18 protein-coding genes and 2 tRNA genes are annotated in these 19,162 nt (G+C 60.7%); 1 reads left to right on the forward strand and 19 read right to left on the reverse strand.

The window, feature by feature from the left end; translation table 11 throughout:
- Positions 1-96 precede the first annotated feature (96 nt).
- From lysS to asnB, 13 genes are all read right to left on the reverse strand, one after another.
- Complete coding sequence (lysS, locus tag I2D57_RS05645) at positions 97-2,061, reverse strand: lysine--tRNA ligase (RefSeq protein ID WP_195361785.1); 1,965 nt, start codon at positions 2,059-2,061, stop codon at positions 97-99.
- A 79-nt stretch (positions 2,062-2,140) separates the two neighbouring features.
- A complete protein-coding gene (greA, locus tag I2D57_RS05650; RefSeq protein WP_152073394.1) occupies positions 2,141-2,611 on the reverse strand; it encodes a transcription elongation factor GreA in 471 nt (156 codons plus the stop codon).
- 106 nt (positions 2,612-2,717) lie between these two features.
- Positions 2,718-2,993: a twin-arginine translocase TatA/TatE family subunit gene (tatA, locus tag I2D57_RS05655; protein ID WP_152073393.1), complete on the reverse strand. Its 276-nt coding sequence runs from the start codon at positions 2,991-2,993 to the stop codon at positions 2,718-2,720.
- A 112-nt stretch (positions 2,994-3,105) separates the two neighbouring features.
- Positions 3,106-3,182, reverse strand: a tRNA-Pro gene (locus I2D57_RS05660).
- Between the two features lie 49 nt (positions 3,183-3,231).
- A complete protein-coding gene (ispE, locus tag I2D57_RS05665; protein WP_195361786.1) occupies positions 3,232-4,128 on the reverse strand; it encodes a 4-(cytidine 5'-diphospho)-2-C-methyl-D-erythritol kinase in 897 nt (298 codons plus the stop codon).
- 2 nt (positions 4,129-4,130) lie between these two features.
- A complete protein-coding gene (locus I2D57_RS05670) occupies positions 4,131-4,427 on the reverse strand; it encodes a Veg family protein (protein WP_006234957.1) in 297 nt (98 codons plus the stop codon).
- A gap of 130 nt (positions 4,428-4,557) precedes the next feature.
- Complete coding sequence (gene dtd, locus I2D57_RS05675) at positions 4,558-5,004, reverse strand: D-aminoacyl-tRNA deacylase (protein ID WP_195361787.1); 447 nt, start codon at positions 5,002-5,004, stop codon at positions 4,558-4,560.
- A gap of 3 nt (positions 5,005-5,007) precedes the next feature.
- On the reverse strand, positions 5,008-5,649 hold the full coding sequence (rdgB, locus tag I2D57_RS05680; protein WP_022094898.1) for an RdgB/HAM1 family non-canonical purine NTP pyrophosphatase: 642 nt from the start codon (positions 5,647-5,649) through the stop codon (positions 5,008-5,010).
- 142 nt (positions 5,650-5,791) lie between these two features.
- Positions 5,792-6,517, reverse strand: a complete 726-nt coding sequence (rph, locus tag I2D57_RS05685) for a ribonuclease PH (RefSeq protein ID WP_195361788.1) — start codon at positions 6,515-6,517, stop codon at positions 5,792-5,794.
- 54 nt (positions 6,518-6,571) lie between these two features.
- A complete protein-coding gene (gene murI, locus I2D57_RS05690) occupies positions 6,572-7,456 on the reverse strand; it encodes a glutamate racemase (protein ID WP_195361789.1) in 885 nt (294 codons plus the stop codon).
- A 53-nt stretch (positions 7,457-7,509) separates the two neighbouring features.
- Positions 7,510-8,421: an HAD family hydrolase gene (locus I2D57_RS05695; RefSeq protein WP_195361790.1), complete on the reverse strand. Its 912-nt coding sequence runs from the start codon at positions 8,419-8,421 to the stop codon at positions 7,510-7,512.
- 109 nt (positions 8,422-8,530) lie between these two features.
- Positions 8,531-10,093: a Mur ligase family protein gene (locus I2D57_RS05700; RefSeq protein WP_195361791.1), complete on the reverse strand. Its 1,563-nt coding sequence runs from the start codon at positions 10,091-10,093 to the stop codon at positions 8,531-8,533.
- 111 nt (positions 10,094-10,204) lie between these two features.
- Positions 10,205-12,085, reverse strand: a complete 1,881-nt coding sequence (gene asnB / locus I2D57_RS05705) for an asparagine synthase (glutamine-hydrolyzing) (RefSeq protein WP_195361792.1) — start codon at positions 12,083-12,085, stop codon at positions 10,205-10,207.
- Between the two features lie 187 nt (positions 12,086-12,272).
- Between asnB and I2D57_RS05710 the strand changes: the two genes are divergently transcribed.
- Positions 12,273-12,345: transfer RNA gene (locus tag I2D57_RS05710), tRNA-Val, on the forward strand.
- A gap of 609 nt (positions 12,346-12,954) precedes the next feature.
- On the opposite strand, the gene I2D57_RS05715 is transcribed toward I2D57_RS05710, so the two are convergent.
- The 6 genes from I2D57_RS05715 to I2D57_RS05740 form a co-directional block, all read right to left on the reverse strand.
- Positions 12,955-14,238 carry an aminotransferase class III-fold pyridoxal phosphate-dependent enzyme gene (locus I2D57_RS05715; protein ID WP_195361793.1) on the reverse strand — a complete coding sequence of 428 codons (1,284 nt, stop codon included), beginning with the start codon at positions 14,236-14,238 and terminating at the stop codon, positions 12,955-12,957.
- A 69-nt stretch (positions 14,239-14,307) separates the two neighbouring features.
- Positions 14,308-15,288: an acetylglutamate kinase gene (gene argB, locus I2D57_RS05720; protein ID WP_195361794.1), complete on the reverse strand. Its 981-nt coding sequence runs from the start codon at positions 15,286-15,288 to the stop codon at positions 14,308-14,310.
- Between the two features lie 81 nt (positions 15,289-15,369).
- On the reverse strand, positions 15,370-16,635 hold the full coding sequence (argJ, locus tag I2D57_RS05725) for a bifunctional glutamate N-acetyltransferase/amino-acid acetyltransferase ArgJ (protein ID WP_195361795.1): 1,266 nt from the start codon (positions 16,633-16,635) through the stop codon (positions 15,370-15,372).
- A gap of 134 nt (positions 16,636-16,769) precedes the next feature.
- Positions 16,770-17,840 carry an N-acetyl-gamma-glutamyl-phosphate reductase gene (gene argC, locus I2D57_RS05730; RefSeq protein WP_195361796.1) on the reverse strand — a complete coding sequence of 357 codons (1,071 nt, stop codon included), beginning with the start codon at positions 17,838-17,840 and terminating at the stop codon, positions 16,770-16,772.
- A gap of 265 nt (positions 17,841-18,105) precedes the next feature.
- Complete coding sequence (locus I2D57_RS05735) at positions 18,106-18,516, reverse strand: pyridoxamine 5'-phosphate oxidase family protein (protein ID WP_195361797.1); 411 nt, start codon at positions 18,514-18,516, stop codon at positions 18,106-18,108.
- A gap of 177 nt (positions 18,517-18,693) precedes the next feature.
- On the reverse strand, positions 18,694-19,140 hold the full coding sequence (locus I2D57_RS05740) for a pyridoxamine 5'-phosphate oxidase family protein (protein ID WP_156064463.1): 447 nt from the start codon (positions 19,138-19,140) through the stop codon (positions 18,694-18,696).
- Between the last annotated feature and the right edge of the window lie 22 nt (positions 19,141-19,162).

Here is a 19,162-nt window from a genome sequence, read left to right on the forward strand (position 1 = left end):
CCTTCTGGTCGCGCCCTTGAAGTTGAACGTCAGATTGTCCAAATGCGGCCCGCGCAGCGTCGAGCCGTTACGCGGTTCGAAGAACCGCGTAACCAGTTAGCACATCTTTGCGCCGGCAGGGATGGAAGCGTCGAGCTGGATCAGGTTGAGGCGCTCCTCGCCCTCCTCCTCGTGGATAGCGCTGATCAGCATTCCGCAGCTGGGAATACCCATCATCTTGCGCGGGGGCAGATTGGTGATGGCAAGCAAGGTCTTGCCGACCAAGTCCTCGGGCTCGTAATAACCGTGAATACCGGAGAGGATGGTGCGGTCGGTGCCGGTGCCGTCATCGAGCGTAAAGTTCAGCAGCTTCTTGGACTTCTTGACGGCCTCGCATGCCTTGACCTTCACGGCACGGAAATCGCTCTTGGAGAAGGTATCAAAGTCGACGAACTCCTCAAACAGCGGCTCGACGGCAATCTTGGAATAATCAACCGTGGGCTTGAGCGGCTTGACGAAGGGGCTCGCGGTGCTGCCGGCCTCGGCCGCCTTGGCAGCGGCGGCACCGGACTGAGACCCCTTCTCGGGCTTCATGTGCGGGAACAGCAGCACGTCGCGGATGGAAGCCTGGTTGGTGAGCAGCATGACCACGCGGTCGATGCCGATACCGATGCCGCCCGCGGGAGGCATACCGTATTCGAGGGCGCGCACGTAATCCTCGTCGTACTCCATGGCCTCATCATCGCCACCGGCCTTCTCGGCCATCTGGGCAGCGAAGCGCTCGGCCTGGTCGACCGGGTCGTTGAGCTCGGAGAACGCGTTCGCGTACTCGTGGCCGGCGATGACCAGCTCAAAGCGATGGGTCAGGCGCGGGTCATCCTCAAAGCGCTTGGCAAGCGGGCTAACCTCGATGGGGTAATCGCACACGAAGGTGGGGTTGACGATGGTGTCCTCGCCCAGCTCGTCATAGATCTCGGCGATGATCTTACCGGCGGTCCACTCGGGCTTGATCTCCAGGCCCTTCTCGCGTGCGGCGGCAGCAAGCTCCTCAACCGGCGTGTCGATGGTGACCGGCTTGCCAATCACGTCAGAAACGATATCGGTCATGGAACGACTGGCCCACTCACCGGACAGATCGATGGTCTGGCCCTGGTACTCGATAACCTCGGGGTTGCCGATAGCCTTGTTAGCGGCCTTAATGACACCCTGGGCGAGCGCCTTCATGCCCTCGAGATCGGAGAAGGCGCGGTAGGCCTCCATCGTGGTGAACTCGGGATTGTGGGTAAGGTCCATGCCCTCGTTGCGGAAGATACGACCGATTTCGAACACGCGCTCAAAGCCGCCGACGATGCAGCGCTTGAGGTGCAGCTCGGTGGCGATACGCAGGTAGCACTCCTGATCGAGCGCGTTGAAGTGCGTGATGAACGGCTTGGCAGTAGCTCCGCCCTGGATGGTCTGCAGGATAGGAGTCTCGACCTCCATGTAGCCATCGGACTCCATAAAGCGGCGGAACGTGGAAAGGATCTGCGAGCGCTTGCGGAAGGTCTCGCGAACGTCGTCGTTGGCGATCAGGTCGACATAGCGCTGACGATAGCGGGTCTCCTTGTCGGAGAGACCGTGGAACTTCTCGGGCAGCGGGCGAACGGCCTTGGACAGCAGCGTCGCGCTCTTAGGGGCAACGGAAAGCTGGCCACGCTGGGTGCGCACGACTACGCCGGTCACGCCCAGGATGTCGCCGAGGTCGAGTGCCTTGAGTGTGTTCCAGGCAGCCTCGTCCATGTCATTGATGCGGCAGAACAGCTGAATCTCGGCAGTCGCGTCGCGCACGACGATGAACATGATCTTGCCCTGACCGCGCTTGGCGACCACACGGCCGCCGATCTTCACGACGTCCTCGGTGTCCTCGCCATCGGCAAGCTCAGCATACTTAGCCTCGATGTCGACGACGTAGTCCTCAATCTCGGAGTGCTCGGGATACGGGTTCTGGCCCGCCTCGAACAGGGCGGCGCGCTTGGCCAGGCGGGTGGCACGCTCGTCGTTGAGCGTCGATACCTGATCGGCGGCGTTCTGGTTCTCTGCCATAAGTTAGCTCCTCAAACTAAAACGCTCCCCAGGATTCGGTCCCAGGGAGCGAAAACATACCTTTACGCGGGACCGTGGTCTAGCGTGCGATCTTGGCGATGGTGTAGATGCGGGTCTTGCCGGAAGGCGTAACGACCTCGACGGAGTCGCCCTCGCCATGACCGATGATGGCGTGGCCGACCGGAGACTCGTTGGAGATCTTGTGCTCGAGCGAGTTGGTCTCAGTGGTACCGACAAGCGTGACGTCCATGAGCTCACCGTTGGGGTCAACCAGGGTGACGGTCGAGCCAATGGAGACGGTCAGGTCGCCCGTGCTGGCAGCGATCTGAGCGTTGGCGAGGATGGCCTGGATCTCGGCGATACGAGCGGCGTTCTGGGCCTGCTTGTCCTTGGCGGCATCGTACTCGGAGTTCTCCGAAAGGTCGCCGAACGCGCGAGCTTCCTTGATGTCCTCGACGATCTCCTTGGCGTAATCGCCCTCACGCCAAGCGAGCTCCTCGACGAGCTTCTGGCGGCCCTCAGCGGTCAGTACGATCTGGCTTGCGTCCATACGGATATCTCCCCAACTATGATGTAACGATCAACTGTCAACAAAACGAAAAAGACCGGCTAGCCTGTGGGCAAGCCGGTCAGGTGCTCACCCCAAAGGGATGGGACTACTCTGCGTCCGCGTCGCTGTCCTCTGCCTTCTTTTGCTTGGCGGCAGCGAGCTTGGCCTCGAGCTCTGCGATCTCCTTGTCCTCCTTGGACTCCTCGACCACAACGTCCTCGGCCTGCTTGGTTTCGCCCTTATCGTCGCCCTCCATACCCTCGCGGATATTCTTGACGGTAGAGCCGAGGGACTTACCGAGCTTCGGCAGGTTCTTAGGCCCAAAGATAATCAGGACAACGACGAGAATAATGATGAGCTCAGGAGCCCTCAGTCCAAACATGTAGACCTCCACAATACAGCGAGACAAGCTCGAATGAGTATACCGCGGGTATCGCGGTATCACAACAATAGCTAAAAAAAGGGACCGCAAGAAGCGGTCCCTCCTCATGCTCTGGTCGGGTTGACTGGATTTGAACCAGCGACCCCTGCGTCCCGAACGCAGTGCTCTACCAAACTGAGCCACAACCCGTTAGCTCGACTATAGTAACAAAGATCTCCTTCGTGTGCCAGAGAAATTTTTACTTCTTTGGCGCTTCAATGCGAACCGTGTTGGGAATGAACTCCGTCGCGCAGGACCACCAGCCGTTTTGCAGGGCAGCGTCGGCAAGCCTTTCGGCCGTGGCGGCGGTATCGCAGAGAGCAAACGAACAGGCACCCGAACCGCACACGTTTGCGGCAATAGTACCGTCCTGTGAACGAAGCCAGTCGAGCACCGTTTGAATCCGCGGCTCTATCTGCGCGGAAATGACACCCAGGTTGTTGTGGACGAGCGCGTAGGCCGCCTCTGCGTCTCCCGAGCGAAGGGCAGATGCGATCGCTCCGGGCTTGTCCGCAGGCGCTGGGGTCTCGTCAAAACGTCGATAGGCTTCAATTGTCGAAACGCTTCCCTCGCGCGGCTTGACCAGCACGACGGGCGTTGCGGGTAGTGCGGGGTACTCGGTTGCCAGTACGTCTCCCCCACCCACGTAAAATGCAGGGCTGGCATGCAAAAAGAAGGGAACGTCGGCGCCAATGCCGCGCGCGATGTTGTCCAGCGCGGGATCGGCACGGTCGATACCCCAACGCTCTACCAAGGCGACAATGACCGCCGCGGCATCCGTCGAAGGACCGCCCAGGCCGGCACACAACGGGATGCGCTTCTCGATCGTGATGCAGACGTTGGCTTCGCGACCATAATGCTCGGCCATAGCAGCAGCCGCACGATACGCCGTATTCTTTTGCATGGGAAAGTCGGATGCCGGAATTGTCTGGACGGTCAGCGCCTGTGCCGGCGTGACCGTCACGGTATCGGCAAGACCGACGGCTGCCATCAGGGAATCGACCTTATGGTAGCCGCGGTCGTCGCGCTCGGTATGAACCCCCAGATAGAGGTTGATCTTTGCCGGTGCGGAAAGGGTCAGGGACCAATCGGTCACCGCTAGTGCTCCTCGAGCTGATTGCCGAGCGGGGTAAAAATGTGCTCGCCGCTCTCGGGGTCGAACAGCTCGACCTGGCCGGTGAGAACATCAATATACTGGTAGGACTGACGCGACTTGCGGCCACGGCGCTCGTCGACCTCGACGATAAAGACTGCCGGATGGACGCTCTTGATGGTGCCCATGCGCTCGACGACGCGGGTGCGGCCCATGTTGGCCTTCACCTTAACGCGATCGCCCACCATATCGGTCAGCTTCTCGTGGATGTCGTCGACGTGATTGACTTCCATCTCTTCCATGAACAGGGCCTCCAGAAGGTACAATTCAAAAAGGGGATAATACCCCTAAGATAGACAAAACTCTAATACTATAGCACCCTGCTGCCACCATACGCAAGTAGCTAAATACGCCCCGTTCCAAATTGACTACTTACAGATTGTCTGTGTCCAGAACAATGGTGAAGGGACCGTCGTTGACGAGGTCGACCTTCATGTTGGCGCCGAAGATGCCATGCGCTACGTGCTCGACGTCCCCGCGCACAAGCGTCAGGAAGTACTCGTAGAGCTCGTTGGCGACATCGGGGGCGCCGGCATCCGTAAACGATGGGCGGCGGCCGTGACGGCAATCGGCGAACAGCGTGAACTGCGACACCACGAGGACCTCGCCGTCGACATCGGCAAGTGCCAGGTTGGTCTTGCCGTTCCCGTCCTCGTTAATGCGCAAGCCCCGGAGCTTGCCCCACAGCTTATCGGCCTCGACGCGCGTGTCGCCGTGGCCCACGCCCAGCAGCACCAGATAGCCGCGCCCAATTTTGCCCACGCACTCGCCATCGACCGTCACGCCGGCATTGAGCACGCGCTGCACCACCGCACGCACGGCCTACTCCTCGCCCGTCAGTTTGGCGGATAGGTGCTCGAGCGCATGGAATCGATGGCTGATGGCGTTCTTCTCGTCCGCCGTCAGCTCGGCCATGGTCTTGCCCGGCGTGTCGACCGGCAGGAACAGCGGGTCGTAGCCAAAGCCGTGATCGCCGCGGCCCTCGTGTGCGATAACGCCCTCGCAGGCGCCCTCACCATAGGTGACCAAACCGTCCGTGTCGATGAGCGCGACGACGCTCATAAAACGCGCAGTGCGGTCCTCGTCGGCCACGCCCTCCAGATTCACGAGCAGCTTGGCATTGTTGGCGGCATCGTCGCCGTGAACGCCCGCGTAGCGCGCACTATACACACCGGGCTCACCGTCCAGCGCGTCGACGACCAGGCCCGAATCGTCGGCAATGGCCATGAGCCCCGTCTCCTCGACGGCAGCCTGCGCCTTGATGATGGCGTTCTCCAAAAACGTCGTGCCGTTTTCCTCGGGGTCCTCAAAATCGCCCAGCTGGCCGAGCGCCACAAAGCGAACCTCGGGCATAACCTTGCCCAAAATGGCCTCGATCTCGGTGAGCTTATGGGCATTGCCCGTTGCCACGACGATGGTCGCCGCCGGGTCGAGGGTGTCGATATCGATCTTCTCAAGTGCCATGAGTGGTCTCCTTGTCTCCATAGCAATGCCGTGTTGAGGACGACGAGGCCTCGGCCTCTCCCCTCTTTATCAGCGGCAGCCTTATACTTCAGCGTTTTCGCAGATAAAACCTGCCAAAACAAACCTGTCCCTTTTTGGTAGGTTAGGCGAGGGCTTGGCGCTGGAGCTCGATGAGCTCGGCGATACCCTTGTCGCCCAAATCGAGCAGGGCATTGAGGCGCTTGCGGTCGAAGGGCGCCTGCTCGCCAGTGCCCTGGAGCTCAATCATCTCGCCGGTGTCGGTAGCGACGAGGTTCATGTCGACCTCTGCATGACTGTCCTCGGAATAATCCAGGTCGAGCAGGGTGTTGCCGTCGACAACGCCCATGGAAATCGCGGCGACCTGGCCGGTAAGTGGGATGCGCTCGATCTTGCCTGCCTCGACCCACATGGCAAGGGCATCGTGCAGTGCCACCCAGGCGCCGGTAATGCTCGCCGTACGCGTGCCGCCGTCTGCCTGAATCACGTCGCAGTCGACGGTGACGGTGTACTCGCCGAGCGCCTTCATGTTGACGACGGTGCGCAGGCTACGACCAATGAGGCGCTCAATCTCCATGGAGCGACCCTTGCGGTTGGCGTGCTCGCGCTTGCAGCGCTTGCCGGTCGATGCCGGCAACATGGCGTATTCCGCCGTTACCCAACCGGCCTTGGCGCCCTTGCGCCAGCCCGGCACGCCCTCCTCAATGGTGGCAGCGCACAGCACTTGTGTATCGCCAAACTCGGCCAGGCACGAACCGTGGGCGTGCTTCATGACGCCACGGGTGAGCTTAACGGGGCGCAACTCATCGGCGGCGCGGCCGTTGGCGCGGTTGACCTGCATATACTCCATAGAAATATCCTTTCGGCAAAAGATGTGGCGAAGGCTTTGGCGGCTGCCTTACATCTATTTCAGCTCATCGATATCGATATGTTCGATGCTCTTGAGCGGCTGGCCAAAGATAAAACTGCCCGCCACCGCAAACTCGGCAATGTTATCGGCCGTCGTTGCAAAACGATGCTGCGGCTCGGCCGCGTCGCCCGCCAGCTGCTCGCGGCGCGTGAGGATATCGGTCAGCTCGCGCGTGGTCTCCTCGGCGGAACTCACGACGCGCACCCCAGACCCCAGCGCATGGCGGATAGGTCCCACCAACAGCGGAAAATGCGTGCAGCCGAGCACCACAGTATCGATACCGTGGTCGCGCAGCGGTTCAACCGTGGCGCCGACCAGCGCGCGTACGGCAGGCGTATCAAAGATGTCCTCGTTCTCGAGCCACTGCTCTTGCAGATGTGCACCCGAGGCGAGCTCGTGCTCAACGACCTCGACAAAGCTCGAGGCAGGGCAGCCGTATACGTCGACGCCGGCATCCAGGTCCTGAATGGCACGCGTGTAAGCGCCTGAGCGAATGGTGAGGTTGGTGGCGAGCACGCCCACCCGGCGCGTGCGGGTGCTGTTGATTGCCGCGCGTGCGCCCGGTGCAATCACACCGATAACGGGGACGTCGAGCACCTGCTGGGCCAGACGCAAGGCCGCAGCGGTCGCCGTGTTGCAGGCGATGACCATGATCTTGACGTCATGCTTCGAAAGCCAACGGCCCGCCTGCAATGCAAACGAGCGCACCTCGTCCTCGGTGCGGGTGCCGTAGGGGCAGCGCTTGGTGTCGCCAAAGTAGTAGACGGACTCGTGCGGCAGCGCCGTCGCGATGGCGCGCGCAACCGTCAGACCGCCCAAACCAGAATCGAACACGCCAATCGGGCGCGTGTCACCTGCCAGATTCTCGATACCGGACATGACCTCACCAGATTCTCTCTCGAAAAGATATGGCTCAGCGCGATAGGACCGCACTACGAACGGGCCGCGACGAGCAGCTCTGCCGTTGCCGCCCAGCCGTCGACAATCTTACCGCGCGTGACGTAGGCGTTATCGCAGGTATCCAGGAACTCGGGCGCGCCGGTGCTGGTCAAACCGTTCTCGACTAGGCAGAACGTGCCCACGTGATCGGCCATGTAGAAGTCGGACTCGGAGTCGCCGAGCGCCAACGTCTCCTCGCGCTCGATACCCAGGTGCTCGCAGAAGCGCGCAATGGCGACGCCTTTGTTGAGGCCCGCGGGGTTGATATTGAAGGCGCGACCGTCCTCGACGCGCTCGAGCTCGAGCGTCGTCGGCTTGGACAGATGCGTCAGGTGACCGTTGCAGGCCCAGACCAGGCCGCAGCCGGCCTCGTCAAGAATGGCCTGGACCTCGTCGTCGGGCACATCGCCGCGCATGCCGACGGTGACCTCACGGTATTTGTAGCCAGTCGCCATGTCGTTGTGGTACTCGATCTTATGCGGCCAGCGAGCGAGAATCTTCTCGCACACGCCGGTCTGCTCGATCACCTGATGCGGCGTGAGGCCACAGGCGGGGTCGTAGGGCATATCGCCGGTCAGATACTCCCAATCGTTGGCCTTGAGATCGTACATGACCAGGCCACCCATCTCGCCGATATAGGAGTTGAGGCCAAGCACGCGCGCATCCTCGTGGATCATGGTGCGGTTACGGCCCGAGGTGGGAACCACCTGGATGCCGGCACGGGCAAGTGCCACGACAGCCTCGACGAGCTTGGTCGAGGGGCTGCCGTCGTTGTCGCGCAGCACGCACGAGCCGGGCGCGAGCATGGTGGCGTCCAGGTCGGTAAAGACGTACTTAACCTTGGCAAGACGCTCACGCATCTCGCCCGAAAGCTCAGCGACGGTCGGCAGGGTATTGTGGGACATGGTCACTCCATTACGTAGAAGGGGCTTCTGGTCTTAGGCGGCGTGCCTCGCATGAGGGAACACGCTTATGGCGACAGCGCACTCAGGGCGCCGCCGCCATCATGGTTCATTAGTCAAACTGGGTAACATCGATTAAACGATTGGCAAGCGAAAGATCGCTCTCGATGGGTACGAACTCATCACCCACGTGCATGAGCTCCTCGTCACCCTTTGCCAACAGCAAGACGATGGTGGGAGCATCGGGGTTGACGTACTCCTCGCGCGCCGCCTTGAACGCCGCGTGCACAGCGGCTTCGCGATCGAGGATGATCTTGTTCGGCGTATCGTCGGGAACATGTTCGGCAAGCTCGCGACAGACCTTCATCGGGTCCTCGTGAGCCGGGTCCTCGTTGGCAAAGATCATCAGGTCGGAATATGGTGCGGCCTCGCGCGGAAGCTGCTCGCGGCGCTCCTGCGCCTTGCCGCCGGCAGCGCCAAACACTGCGATGACCGGGCTGGCGGGAAACGCGCGCTTGACCGACGAGAAAAGCGAGCGGAACGAAAGCTGGTTGTGCGCGTAGTCGACGACACAAATCACGCGGCCGTCCTTCGACTCCACGACCTCCATGCGGCCCGGCACACGCAGCTTGGAGAGGCCCTTCTTGATGGCATCGATACCGATGCCGATCTCGCGCGCGGCAGCGATAGCGACCAGCGCGTTCTCCACGTTGAAGTCTCCCGCGATACCCAGCAGGATCTTCTCCCCCGCCTCGGGCTTGTCGACGCTCAGGCCATGCAGGTTGAACTCGATGCTAAAGCCGACCATGCGGACGTCGCTTGCCCACAGGCTCGCCTCGGGATGCTCGACGCCAACGGTCACCAAGCGCTCGGCCGTCGACGCGGCCTCCAGCACGCGTTCGACTTCATCGGTGCCCAGATTCACCACGGCGGTCTTAGCCTGATCAAAGATCCTGAGCTTGCTCTCAAAATAATCCTCGAAGGTCGGGTGCTCGATCGGTGAGATGTGGTCACGCCCGATGTTGAGGAAGCACGCCACGTCAAACGGCAGGTTCTCGACGCGCTGGTACTTGAGCGCCTGGCTCGAGACCTCCATGACCATGGACTGGCGACCAGACGCACGACAGTTGGCGATATGACGCCAGACCTCGGGGGCCTCGGGCGTGGTGTTGGTGCTCTCGTAGCACTCGATACCATCGTCGGTACTCACCGAGCCGATCATGCCACAGGACTCGCCCGCCGCCTTGATGATGGACTGGAGCATAAAAGCGGCCGTGGTCTTTCCCTTGGTACCGGTGATGCCCACGATCTTAACGTCGTGGTCGGGACGGTCGTAGACCTCCGGCGGCAACAGGGCCATGGCCGTGCGAACGCTATCAACAACCAGCATCGCAGCACCACTCTCCTGCGCCAGCGGTTCCAGAGACTCGACCAGCGACTCTTCGCACACAAATGCGACGGCGCCCGCATCGAGCGCCATGCTCAAAAACGCGGGCTTAAAGGCAGCGCCCTTGCAAAAGAACACGTCACCCGCCGAAACCGCGCGTGAATCAAACGAGCAGCCGGTCACGGCGCGCTCGTCAACCTGCTCTGATGCGCGCAGCTCGCCGCACACATCGAGAAGCTTGGCAAGCGTATCGACCGTGGTCACGGTCGCGGAATCCGAATGGTGCATCTTTCACCTTTCTCAGCCATTTGGCAGGGACGGTTTTATAGTAACTGAAACGCACCCACGCAAAAACGGCTCCCGGAGGAGCCGTTACACGCAGGCGTTCGTAAGCCGAGGCTAGGCAGCCTGAACAGCGGGCTGGTCCTCGTCGATAAAGAAGCGCTTGTACCACACCAGGAACACGAGCGGTGTATAGATCTTGCGCTGGAAATCGCCCTTGCCTGCAAAGTGCAGATCGAGCAAGTGCATGAGCTCGTCGGTATCGAAGAACTCGCTTGCCCACGGCGCGGTGAAGTACTCTTTGACATAGTCGTACCACTTTTGCTCGCGCAGCCAGTAGACAATCGGCACCGGGAAGCCCACCTTGGGACGAGTGGCCCACTCATCGGGCAGCGACTTGTTGGCAGCGTGGCGGAGTACCTGTTTGTTACCGTTCTCGTTGATGCGGTAGCGGTCGGGAATGTGCTCGGCGAACTCCATGACCTTGCGATCCAGGAAGGGCACGCGCAGCTCCAGCGAGTGCGCCATGCACATCTTGTCAGCCTTGAGCAGAATGTCGCCCGGGAGCCACATGTTCATGTCCAGGTACTGCTTCTTGACCAGCTCGGGCTGGCCCTTCACGCGTGCATAGATGGGAGCAGCGAGCTCAAAGGCGCCGTCACCGGTGTTGTACGCGGGCTTGAGTACGCCGTCGACCTCGCGCTCAGGCCATACCAAAGCCTGGCCCAGGAACGACTTCTCGGGGATCTCGGCACCCTTGACCAGAAAGTTATGGCCCTTGAAGTACGGCATATGCAGCGCCAAGTTACCGAGCGCGCGGCGAATGGACAACGGCACCATCTTTTTGTACTTGCGCACCGGAACCGTATCCTCGTAGTAGGCGTAGCCGCCAAAGAGTTCGTCGGCGCCTTCGCCCGAAAGCACGACGGTGACGTCCTTGCGGGCCATCTCGGCTAGGAACCATAGCGGCACAGACGACAGGTTGGACTGCGGCTCGTCCATGTGATACTGAATGTCCTCGAGCGCGCCAAAGAACTCGTCGGCGGTGATCATCTTGCGGACATTCTCGACGCCGAGCTTATCGGAAAGCTCCTTGGCGTAGTTGGTCTCGTTGAAGTTCTTGTAGTCGAAGCCCACCGAGAAGGTCTTGTCGGGCATGAGGCAAGCGGCGATGTAGCTGGAGTCCACGCCGCCGGAGAGGAACGAAGCGACCTTGACGTCGGCGATGCGATGGGCCTCGACGCTTTCGTGCACGACGTCATCCAGCTCGTCGACGTACTCCTCGAACGGCTTCTCGACGGCGGAGTAATCGCAATCCCAATAGCGCTCGATGTTCATCTTGCCGGTCGGGATATCGACGGTAAAGTAGTGCGCCGGCGGCAGCTTGTAGACACCCTCGAAGAAGGTCTCCTCGGTTGCCGAATACTGCAGCGTCATGTACGGACGCAGGGCCTTTTTGTTGACCGCCTTGTGGAAGTGCGGGTAGTCCAGGAAGCTCTTGATCTCGGAACCAAAGAGCACACCCGGCGCACCGTCGCCCGCATCGGCCATGGGATAGTAGTAGAGCGGCTTGATGCCAAAGATATCGCGGGCGCCAAAGAGCTTGTTCTTCTTCTTGTCCCAGATGACGAAGGCGTACATACCGCGCAAGCGATCGAGTACGGTCTCGCCCCACTCTTCGTAGCCGTGCAGGAGGCTCTCGGTGTCGGCGCCGCAGTGGAACTTATAGCCCTTGGCCTCGAGCTCGGAACGGAGTTCTTGGAAGTTGTAGATCTCGCCGTTGAAGACAATGACGACGCTACCGTCCTCGTTGGCCATGGGCTGAGCGCCAGCCTCGGTCAGGTCGAGGATCGACAGGCGGCGGAAGCCCAGGGCAACGCGGCCGTCGATAAACTGACCGCCCATGTCGGGACCGCGATGGACGATGCGGTCCATCATCTTGGTGAGCACCTCGGATTGGTTATCCGTCCCACCGACAAAACCGACAAAACCGCACATATACTATCCCCTCTGCTGTTGCTGGGTATCAAATCGAATCAGTAGCTTTTGAGTATACCCGAGGGTGTAAAGAGGGACGGAATGTTCAGGTAATCTCAACTGAATCAGCTCCGCGCCGACACGCGCCGGTTACCTTTAATGGATATGAGGTGAATGGGGCGATTGTTTTGCTATACTCTCTCCGCACGGGCGATTGGCGCAACGGTTAGCGCAGGTGCTTTACACGCACAAGGCTGGGGGTTCGAATCCCTCATCGCCCACTATTGATTTGTTAGGCCTCCAGTGATGGAGGCCTTTTTTTGCGCCCATCGCAGAGGGATTCGAACCCGACAGGGTGCGGAGCTGAGAAAACGCGAAACGTTTTCCAGCGCAGCACGCGAGGGCCGCAGGCCCGAAGCGGAAGCGGGCGGCGAAGCCGCACGCGACATCCCTCATCGCCCACCACTGAATTGGAAACGGTCCTCGAAAGGGGACCGTTTTTGTTTGGGCCCATTTCATGGGATTCGAACCCGCCAGCACGTCTGTCACAAAGGCCGTGGCCAAAAAATGGCAAAAATGAGTACTGCTACCTTAGTTACAACATATAAAAAGATAGTATTTGCTTAAGTTCCGCAACATATGTCCATTATAAAGACTAACAGTTGGACCAGAATCGTGCATTCATCGCCATTTCGACTTGCTATTTGATCTGATTAGTCCAAAATTGCTGCTACCAAATCGGTAACAGTACTCATATTTGATGTTTTTTGACCAGCAGGTCTCCCTGCCTTAGCAAAACTAAGGCAAAACGGGCTCCAGACCGCTGAATCGTGCCGCATAGGGCACGTCCGCAGTCCGGAACCCGGTCCAAATTGAGTTATTGCGCTGTGTTAGGCCAAAACGTCCGACAAAATCTCAATCAGGCTGTCCACGTCAGCTTCCTCGCAGACAAGCGGCGGCAAGAAACGCAGCGTATGGGCACCAGTAGCGTTAATCACAGCACCGGCGGCCAGCGCACGGGCAACAATATCATGCGCATCGCCCGCTGCCTCATCCAGGTCGCAGCCGAGCATCAAGCCGCGACCGCGTACCTCGGTAACGTGCGGAAGCTTGGCCAGCGCCTGTTCCATATAGGCGCCCACCTTGGCAGCATGCTCAGCGTAGTCGCCGCGCACGAGCGCGGAGAGCGTCGCGGCGCATGCCGCGACGGCCAAGCAGCTACCGCCAAAGGTCGAGCCGTGGTCGCCGGGCTTAAACACGTCGGCTATCTCCTTCTTTGCCACCACGGCGCCCATGGGAACGCCGTCGGCGATGCCCTTGGCAAGACTCATGATGTCGGGTTCCACGCCATAGGTCTGATAAGCGAACGGTTTGCCGGAGCGGAACAGACCGCACTGGACCTCGTCGGCGATAAGGACGGCACCGGCCTCGTGCGCCAGGTCGCGCGCCGCCGTCATAAACTCCTCGGTCATGGGATGCACACCGCTCTCACCCTGAACCGGCTCGAGCATCACGGCGCAAATCTCGCTTCCCAGCTGCTTAAAGATTGCGCGCAGCTCATCGACATCGTTGGGCGTGCAGGCCACAAAGCCGCCCGGCAGCGGACGGAAGCTGTCCTGCAGCCAATCCTGCATGGTGGCGGCAATGGTCTCGAGCGTACGGCCGTGGAAGCCGCCGCGCATGCATACGATGGTGTTGCCGCCGTTACCAGCACGCTTGGCGTACAGACGCGCGAGCTTCATCGAGCCCTCGTTGGCTTCGGCACCGGAGTTGGCAAAGAACGTCTCCCATACCTGCTCGTCCGCAGCCGGGGCACCGAGCGCAGCGGCCGTGGTCTCATCGCCGGCGGCAATGGCATCGGCCAGCACGCACGCACCATCTACGTCGTCGTTGGCAAGCTTGGACAGCAGCGCCGCGACCTGTCCACGCTGCTCGATGTAGAAGTAGTTAGACACATGCAGAAGCTTTTTGGTCTGCGCCTCGAGCGCTGAGAGCACCGCAGGGTTGCCGTGGCCAAGGCTGCACACACCGATACCGGCAAGAAAGTCAAGATACTCACGGCCGTCATCGCCGGTGAGCTTCATGCCGTGGCCTTCGACAAACTCTACCGGAGAGCGACCAAAGGTATGCATAACGTAATGGGATTCGAGCGATTGTTGAGTTGCAAGTGACATGGGATGCCTTTCGTTGGGCGCCGTACGGCGCAGGGCTATGGGTGCAGGGACGCGACGACCGCGGGTCAGCTAGACCGTCTGGAGCTTCTCGACCTCGTCGAGGTTCTCGGTCAGGCGCGCCGCAAACGTCGAAAGCGGGTGCGGATGCGTATCGAATTCGTAGGCCGTCTCGGTGGAGTGGATCACGGTACCGACGCCAGCATCGGTCAGCAGCTCCAGCAGCAGCGAGTGCGGCGTCGTGCCGTTGATGATGTGGGCTCGGAACACGCCGGCGGTAAGCGCATCGACGGCGGCACGCAGCTTGGGAATCATGCCCTTATCGACCTCGCCGCCGTAGAGCATCTCGTTGACCTCGTCGAGCGTCAGGTTGGAGATAAGCGAATCCTTGTCGCTAAAATCCTTGTACAGACCGTCGACATCGGTCAAGAAGATCACCTTGTGCGCATGAAGCGCCGCCGCAACGGCGCCGGCGGCGGTGTCGGCGTTGATGTTGAAGAAACCGCCGTCCTCCCCCGCCGCGACGGTAGCGATAACGGGGATGTACTCGCTATCGAGCAGGCGCTCGATATAGTCGGTGTTGACGTGCGTCACTTTGCCCACGCGGCCGAGTTCGGGGTCGAGTGGCTCGGCGATAAGGGTACCGGCGTCGCTGCCGGACACGCCCACGGCCAGGTTGCCATGGTGGTTGAGCGCCGCGACCAGCTCCTGATTGACCTTGCCGCCCAGTACCTCGCGCACGATATCCATGGTGGCAGGCGTAGTCACGCGCAGGCCGTTCTTAAACTCGACAGGGATGTCGTAGTGGCTGAGCGCCTCGTTGATGGCCTTGCCGCCACCGTGCACGATAACAGGGCGCATGCCGATAATCTTGAGCAGGACGATGTCGCTCATCACGTCACGACGCAGCTGCTCGTCGACCATGGCGGCGCCGCCGTACTTGATAACGACCGTCTTACCGGTCAGGTTCTTAATCCACGGCAGCGCCTCGAACAGCAGCTGCGCGGTAACTTCGTTGGATTCGCTCGAGCGACAATCGCGTGCGAACTTCATAGTCTGCCTCGTCTTTCGTGTAGCTATCGCGCCGTACCTCGTTGCCCGCGATTGCAGCGGGACGCGCGGCACATCGGGAGTCTAGGAACGGTAGTCGCCGTTAATGGAGATGTACTCGTGCGTGAGGTCGCAAGTCCACACGGTGGTCGCCGCGTCCCCCGCGCCCAGGTCTGCCGAGATCACAATCTCGGGCGCCTCAAAGCGACGCAGCGCCTCGTCCTCGTCAAAGGGAACGGTCAAGCCATCACGGCAGACGGGCATGCCCATCATATCGATGGACACATCTTCTTGGTTAAACTGCACGCCGCACTTGCCAAGCGCCATGGCAACGCGGCCCCAGTTGCAGTCGTGGCCGGCGATGCAGGTCTTGACGAGCGGCGAGTTGGCGACAGCACGGGCGGCGATATCGGCCTCCTCGTCGTTCACGGCGCCGGTGACGTTAACCGTCACGAGCTTGGATGCGCCCTCGCCATCTGCGGCGATGTTGCGCGCCAGGCTCTCGCACACCTCATGCACGGCAAAGGCCAGCTCGTCGAAGGCGTCAGAGCCCTCGACAATAGGCTCGGCATCTGCGGCAGCGCCGGAAGCAAGCATGATGCAGGTGTCGTTGGTCGAAGTATCGGAGTCGACCGTTACCTTATTAAAGGTCTGCTTGACGGTTGAGAGCAACAGGGCGTGGAGCGCCTCCGGCTCGACGGGGGCATCGGTAGTGATGACCGCGATCATGGTTGCCATGTTGGGCATGATCATGCCCGAGCCCTTGCACATACCGCCCACCGTATAGGCATTGCCTGCGTGCCCCGCGGCCTCGCTGCGGTAACACACGGCATACTCCTTGGAGTGCGTGTCGGTCGTCATGATAGCGCGGGCGGCATCGGCGCCACCGTAGGCGGAGAGCGCTTCGTAGGCGGCAGGAACGGCAGTCTCAAACGTGTCGATCGGCAGAATCTGACCAATTACGCCCGTGGAGGCGACCAGGATCTGCTGGGGCTCGCAGCCGATGACCTGCGAGGCGATGTTGCAGGTCTCGCGCGCGCAGGCAAGACCGGTCTCACCCGTGGCGGCGTTGGCATTGCCAGAATTGACCGAAACGCCGGCAATGACGCCGTAGCCCTTGTCGGCGCCGCCCAGGTTGGCGCGGCTCACCTGCACGGGCGCCGCACAAAATCGGTTAGTCGTAAACACGCCGGCCCCGGGACAGGGCTTATCGGGCACGACGAGTGCGTAATCCAGGCGCTCGGGATTCTTGCGGAATCCGGCATGGATGCCCGCCGCCTTAAAGCCGGCTGCCGCCGTTACGCCGCCCTCTACGGCACGAATCTTGATATCGAACTGCTCTGCATTCATCGTCTTTATGACTCCTTATGTCAAACAAAAAATGGGCATCGGTTGGTGCGCACTGCCAGCCACAATCATGAGACCAGCTTAAGAGTGGCGCCCCACCCGATGCCCGACTACCAAATCGTTAACAATCGAATGTGCTACACCGGGCACGCCACTGTGGGCAAGCCTCGTCGCTCGTCAAAACCAAAGACGATGTTGGCGCACTGGACCGCCTGGCCTGCTGCACCCTTGCACAGATTGTCGATGGCGCCCGTAGCCACCAGAACGCCCGCGCGCTTGTTGAGCGCGAGGCCGATCTGGGCGGCGTTGGTGCCGACGACCGAAGCCGTCTTGGGCTGCTGGCCGGCATCGAGTACGCGCACGAAGGTGCGACCGGCGTAGAACTGCTGGTAATGGTCGACAACGTCCTCAAGGGTCAAGGTATCGATAGCCTGCGGCGTAAGCGGCATCGTCACCGTAGAGAGCAGACCGCGCTTGAGCGGTGCCAGGTGCGGGGTAAAGACGACACGATCGGTTAGGCCCAAGATCTGCTCGATTTCGGGCGTGTGACGATGCTTGCCCACGCCATAGGCCTCCAGGTTTTCGTCCGCGCTGCAAAAATGCGTACGGGCGTTGCAGGACTTACCGGCACCCGTTACACCGCTGATAGCGTCAACGATCACGGGGCCGCTCTGGGCAACCCAGCCGGCGCGTACGGCAGGTGCGGCGGCAAGGCTCGTTGCGGTGGGATAGCAACCGGCGCAGGCGACCAGTACGGGCTTGCCATCGGCGTGGTCGGATGCAGCGGTCTCCAAATCCTGGCAGAACAGCTCGGGCAGGCCGAAAGCGCGGGTCTTGAGCAGCTCGGGGCTCGTGTGCTCGGCGGCATACCAGGCCTCAAAGGTGGCCGGATCGCTCAGGCGATAGTCGGCCGAGAGGTCAATGCAGGAGACGCCCGCGGCAAGCAGGGCGGGCACCTGTGCCATGGCGGCCGTGTGCGGCACGGCCAAAAAGACCGCGTCGCAGTTCTTGAGCTCGGGGGCGTCATGCGTCGTGAAGACAAGGTCGCTTACGCCGGTGAAGCTCGGGTACACCGCAGACAACGGCTGGCCGGCATCGGCGTTGGACGTAATGGCAGCAAGTTCAAACTCGGGATGACCGAGGACGAGGCGAATAAGCTCGGCGCCGGCATATCCAGCCGCACCGACGATTCCAACCTTTAAAGACATATCAGACTCCTTGTCTGCAGTTATGCACCAATGCGCATCCCGCAGCCGTCGTTATGAAGTGGGTTGAAACTTTAGCACCAAAAGATGCATATATACGCAAATCTTTTGTATATTCATGCATTGAAACAGTCCCGACACATTCACTCGAAGGAATTGACAAATAAATGCGGGCCCCATATTGCCCAGTGCGCCTTACGGTGACGTTGCAATGTGGGGCCCGCGACATGCGAGAATTTGAATTGTCGAAGCTTGCTGAGAGACTCGTTTAGAGCTCGACCGGCACCCATTCGTCATGGTTGCAGATAAAGGCCTCCGGCTCCTCGACGCTAAAGAAGACGAGCGTGGGGTCGTTGGGCCCCTCATAATGCTCGCCTAGGCGCTCCAGGTGCTTCCAGCCCGCCTCGCGCATATCGGGAGCGGCCCGGTCATCCAGACCCGCATGCCCGCGCAAGATGAGCCAGCCATGGCCCGGCCACCAACTCGTGGCCTCAAAGCGTTGATTTTGCAGCAGCTCTTGCCACACGTCTTTGGTGCGCGCCGTTACAAACCACAGCTTGCCGTCCTGGATCTGCGCAAACGAAAACGGACGCACATGCGGCTGCCCATCCACGCTCGTCGCCAAATACCATGCCGGCACCGACGTCAGATACTCCAACACCGTATTCAATCCGTCCATGTGTCCTCCTGACGCTCGCTAATTTGGAATGGGCAGTTAATTTGGGACGGGGCTATTTTAGCTACCCCTTAACTGCCAATGAATTATTTGGACCAGGATAATTGTCAGCTGGCATATGGGGGTAGCTAAAATAGCCCCGTCCCAAATTAACTGCCCCGGAATACTGATTGGTGAGGGTTAAAGCTCCAGGCGCTCCTCGCTGCCGTCGATATCACAGAAGCGGGCGACGATATTGCGCACCGAGAAAAACGCAAGGCGACCGTCATTGGCGCTCTCGTGTTCCTCGCCAATGCCCAGCATATGCTTAAAACCTGCCTCGCGCACCCGGTCGCTCACGACCATGTCGTCCTCGAGCGCGGCCTCGCCGGTCAGCACAATCCAGCACTCCCCCGGCTTCCAACCCGAAACCTCAAACTTGGGGTTCGCGCTGAGCTCGGCCCACACGTCCTTATCGCGCGAGGTGCAAAACCACAGTTTGCCATTATCGACCATGGCAAACGAGAACGGCCTCACGCGCGGCTGATGTCCGTCCGTCACGTCGATCGTGGCGAGATACCACGCCGGAATACGCCTAAGATACGAACAGGCGCGCTCGAGCTGCGCCGTGCGGTCGTTGTCGGTCATAGGGGCCCCTTTCCTGCGCTCG

Origin of the sequence: Collinsella aerofaciens (assembly GCF_015553355.1) — a bacterium.
Taxonomy (GTDB): Bacteria; Actinomycetota; Coriobacteriia; order Coriobacteriales; family Coriobacteriaceae; genus Collinsella; species Collinsella aerofaciens_V.

Excerpts from the sequence above, each read along its gene's own strand:
- lysS (WP_195361785.1), bottom strand. The coding sequence starts at position 2,061 with ATGGCAGAGAACCAGAACGCCGCCGATCAGGTATCGACGCTCAACGAC.
- greA (WP_152073394.1), bottom strand. The coding sequence starts at position 2,611 with ATGGACGCAAGCCAGATCGTACTGACCGCTGAGGGCCGCCAGAAGCTC.
- tatA (WP_152073393.1), bottom strand. The coding sequence starts at position 2,993 with ATGTTTGGACTGAGGGCTCCTGAGCTCATCATTATTCTCGTCGTTGTC.
- I2D57_RS05670 (WP_006234957.1), bottom strand. The coding sequence starts at position 4,427 with ATGGAAGAGATGGAAGTCAATCACGTCGACGACATCCACGAGAAGCTG.
- rdgB (WP_022094898.1), bottom strand. The coding sequence starts at position 5,649 with ATGGCACTTGAGAAGATCGATATCGACACCCTCGACCCGGCGGCGACC.
- rph (WP_195361788.1), bottom strand. The coding sequence starts at position 6,517 with ATGGAGTATATGCAGGTCAACCGCGCCAACGGCCGCGCCGCCGATGAG.
- murI (WP_195361789.1), bottom strand. The coding sequence starts at position 7,456 with ATGTCCGGTATCGAGAATCTGGCAGGTGACACGCGCCCGATTGGCGTG.
- I2D57_RS05695 (WP_195361790.1), bottom strand. The coding sequence starts at position 8,421 with ATGTCCCACAATACCCTGCCGACCGTCGCTGAGCTTTCGGGCGAGATG.
- I2D57_RS05700 (WP_195361791.1), bottom strand. The coding sequence starts at position 10,093 with ATGCACCATTCGGATTCCGCGACCGTGACCACGGTCGATACGCTTGCC.
- asnB (WP_195361792.1), bottom strand. The coding sequence starts at position 12,085 with ATGTGCGGTTTTGTCGGTTTTGTCGGTGGGACGGATAACCAATCCGAG.
- I2D57_RS05715 (WP_195361793.1), bottom strand. The coding sequence starts at position 14,238 with ATGTCACTTGCAACTCAACAATCGCTCGAATCCCATTACGTTATGCAT.
- argB (WP_195361794.1), bottom strand. The coding sequence starts at position 15,288 with ATGAAGTTCGCACGCGATTGTCGCTCGAGCGAATCCAACGAAGTTACC.
- argJ (WP_195361795.1), bottom strand. The coding sequence starts at position 16,635 with ATGAATGCAGAGCAGTTCGATATCAAGATTCGTGCCGTAGAGGGCGGC.
- argC (WP_195361796.1), bottom strand. The coding sequence starts at position 17,840 with ATGTCTTTAAAGGTTGGAATCGTCGGTGCGGCTGGATATGCCGGCGCC.
- I2D57_RS05735 (WP_195361797.1), bottom strand. The coding sequence starts at position 18,516 with ATGGACGGATTGAATACGGTGTTGGAGTATCTGACGTCGGTGCCGGCA.
- I2D57_RS05740 (WP_156064463.1), bottom strand. The coding sequence starts at position 19,140 with ATGACCGACAACGACCGCACGGCGCAGCTCGAGCGCGCCTGTTCGTAT.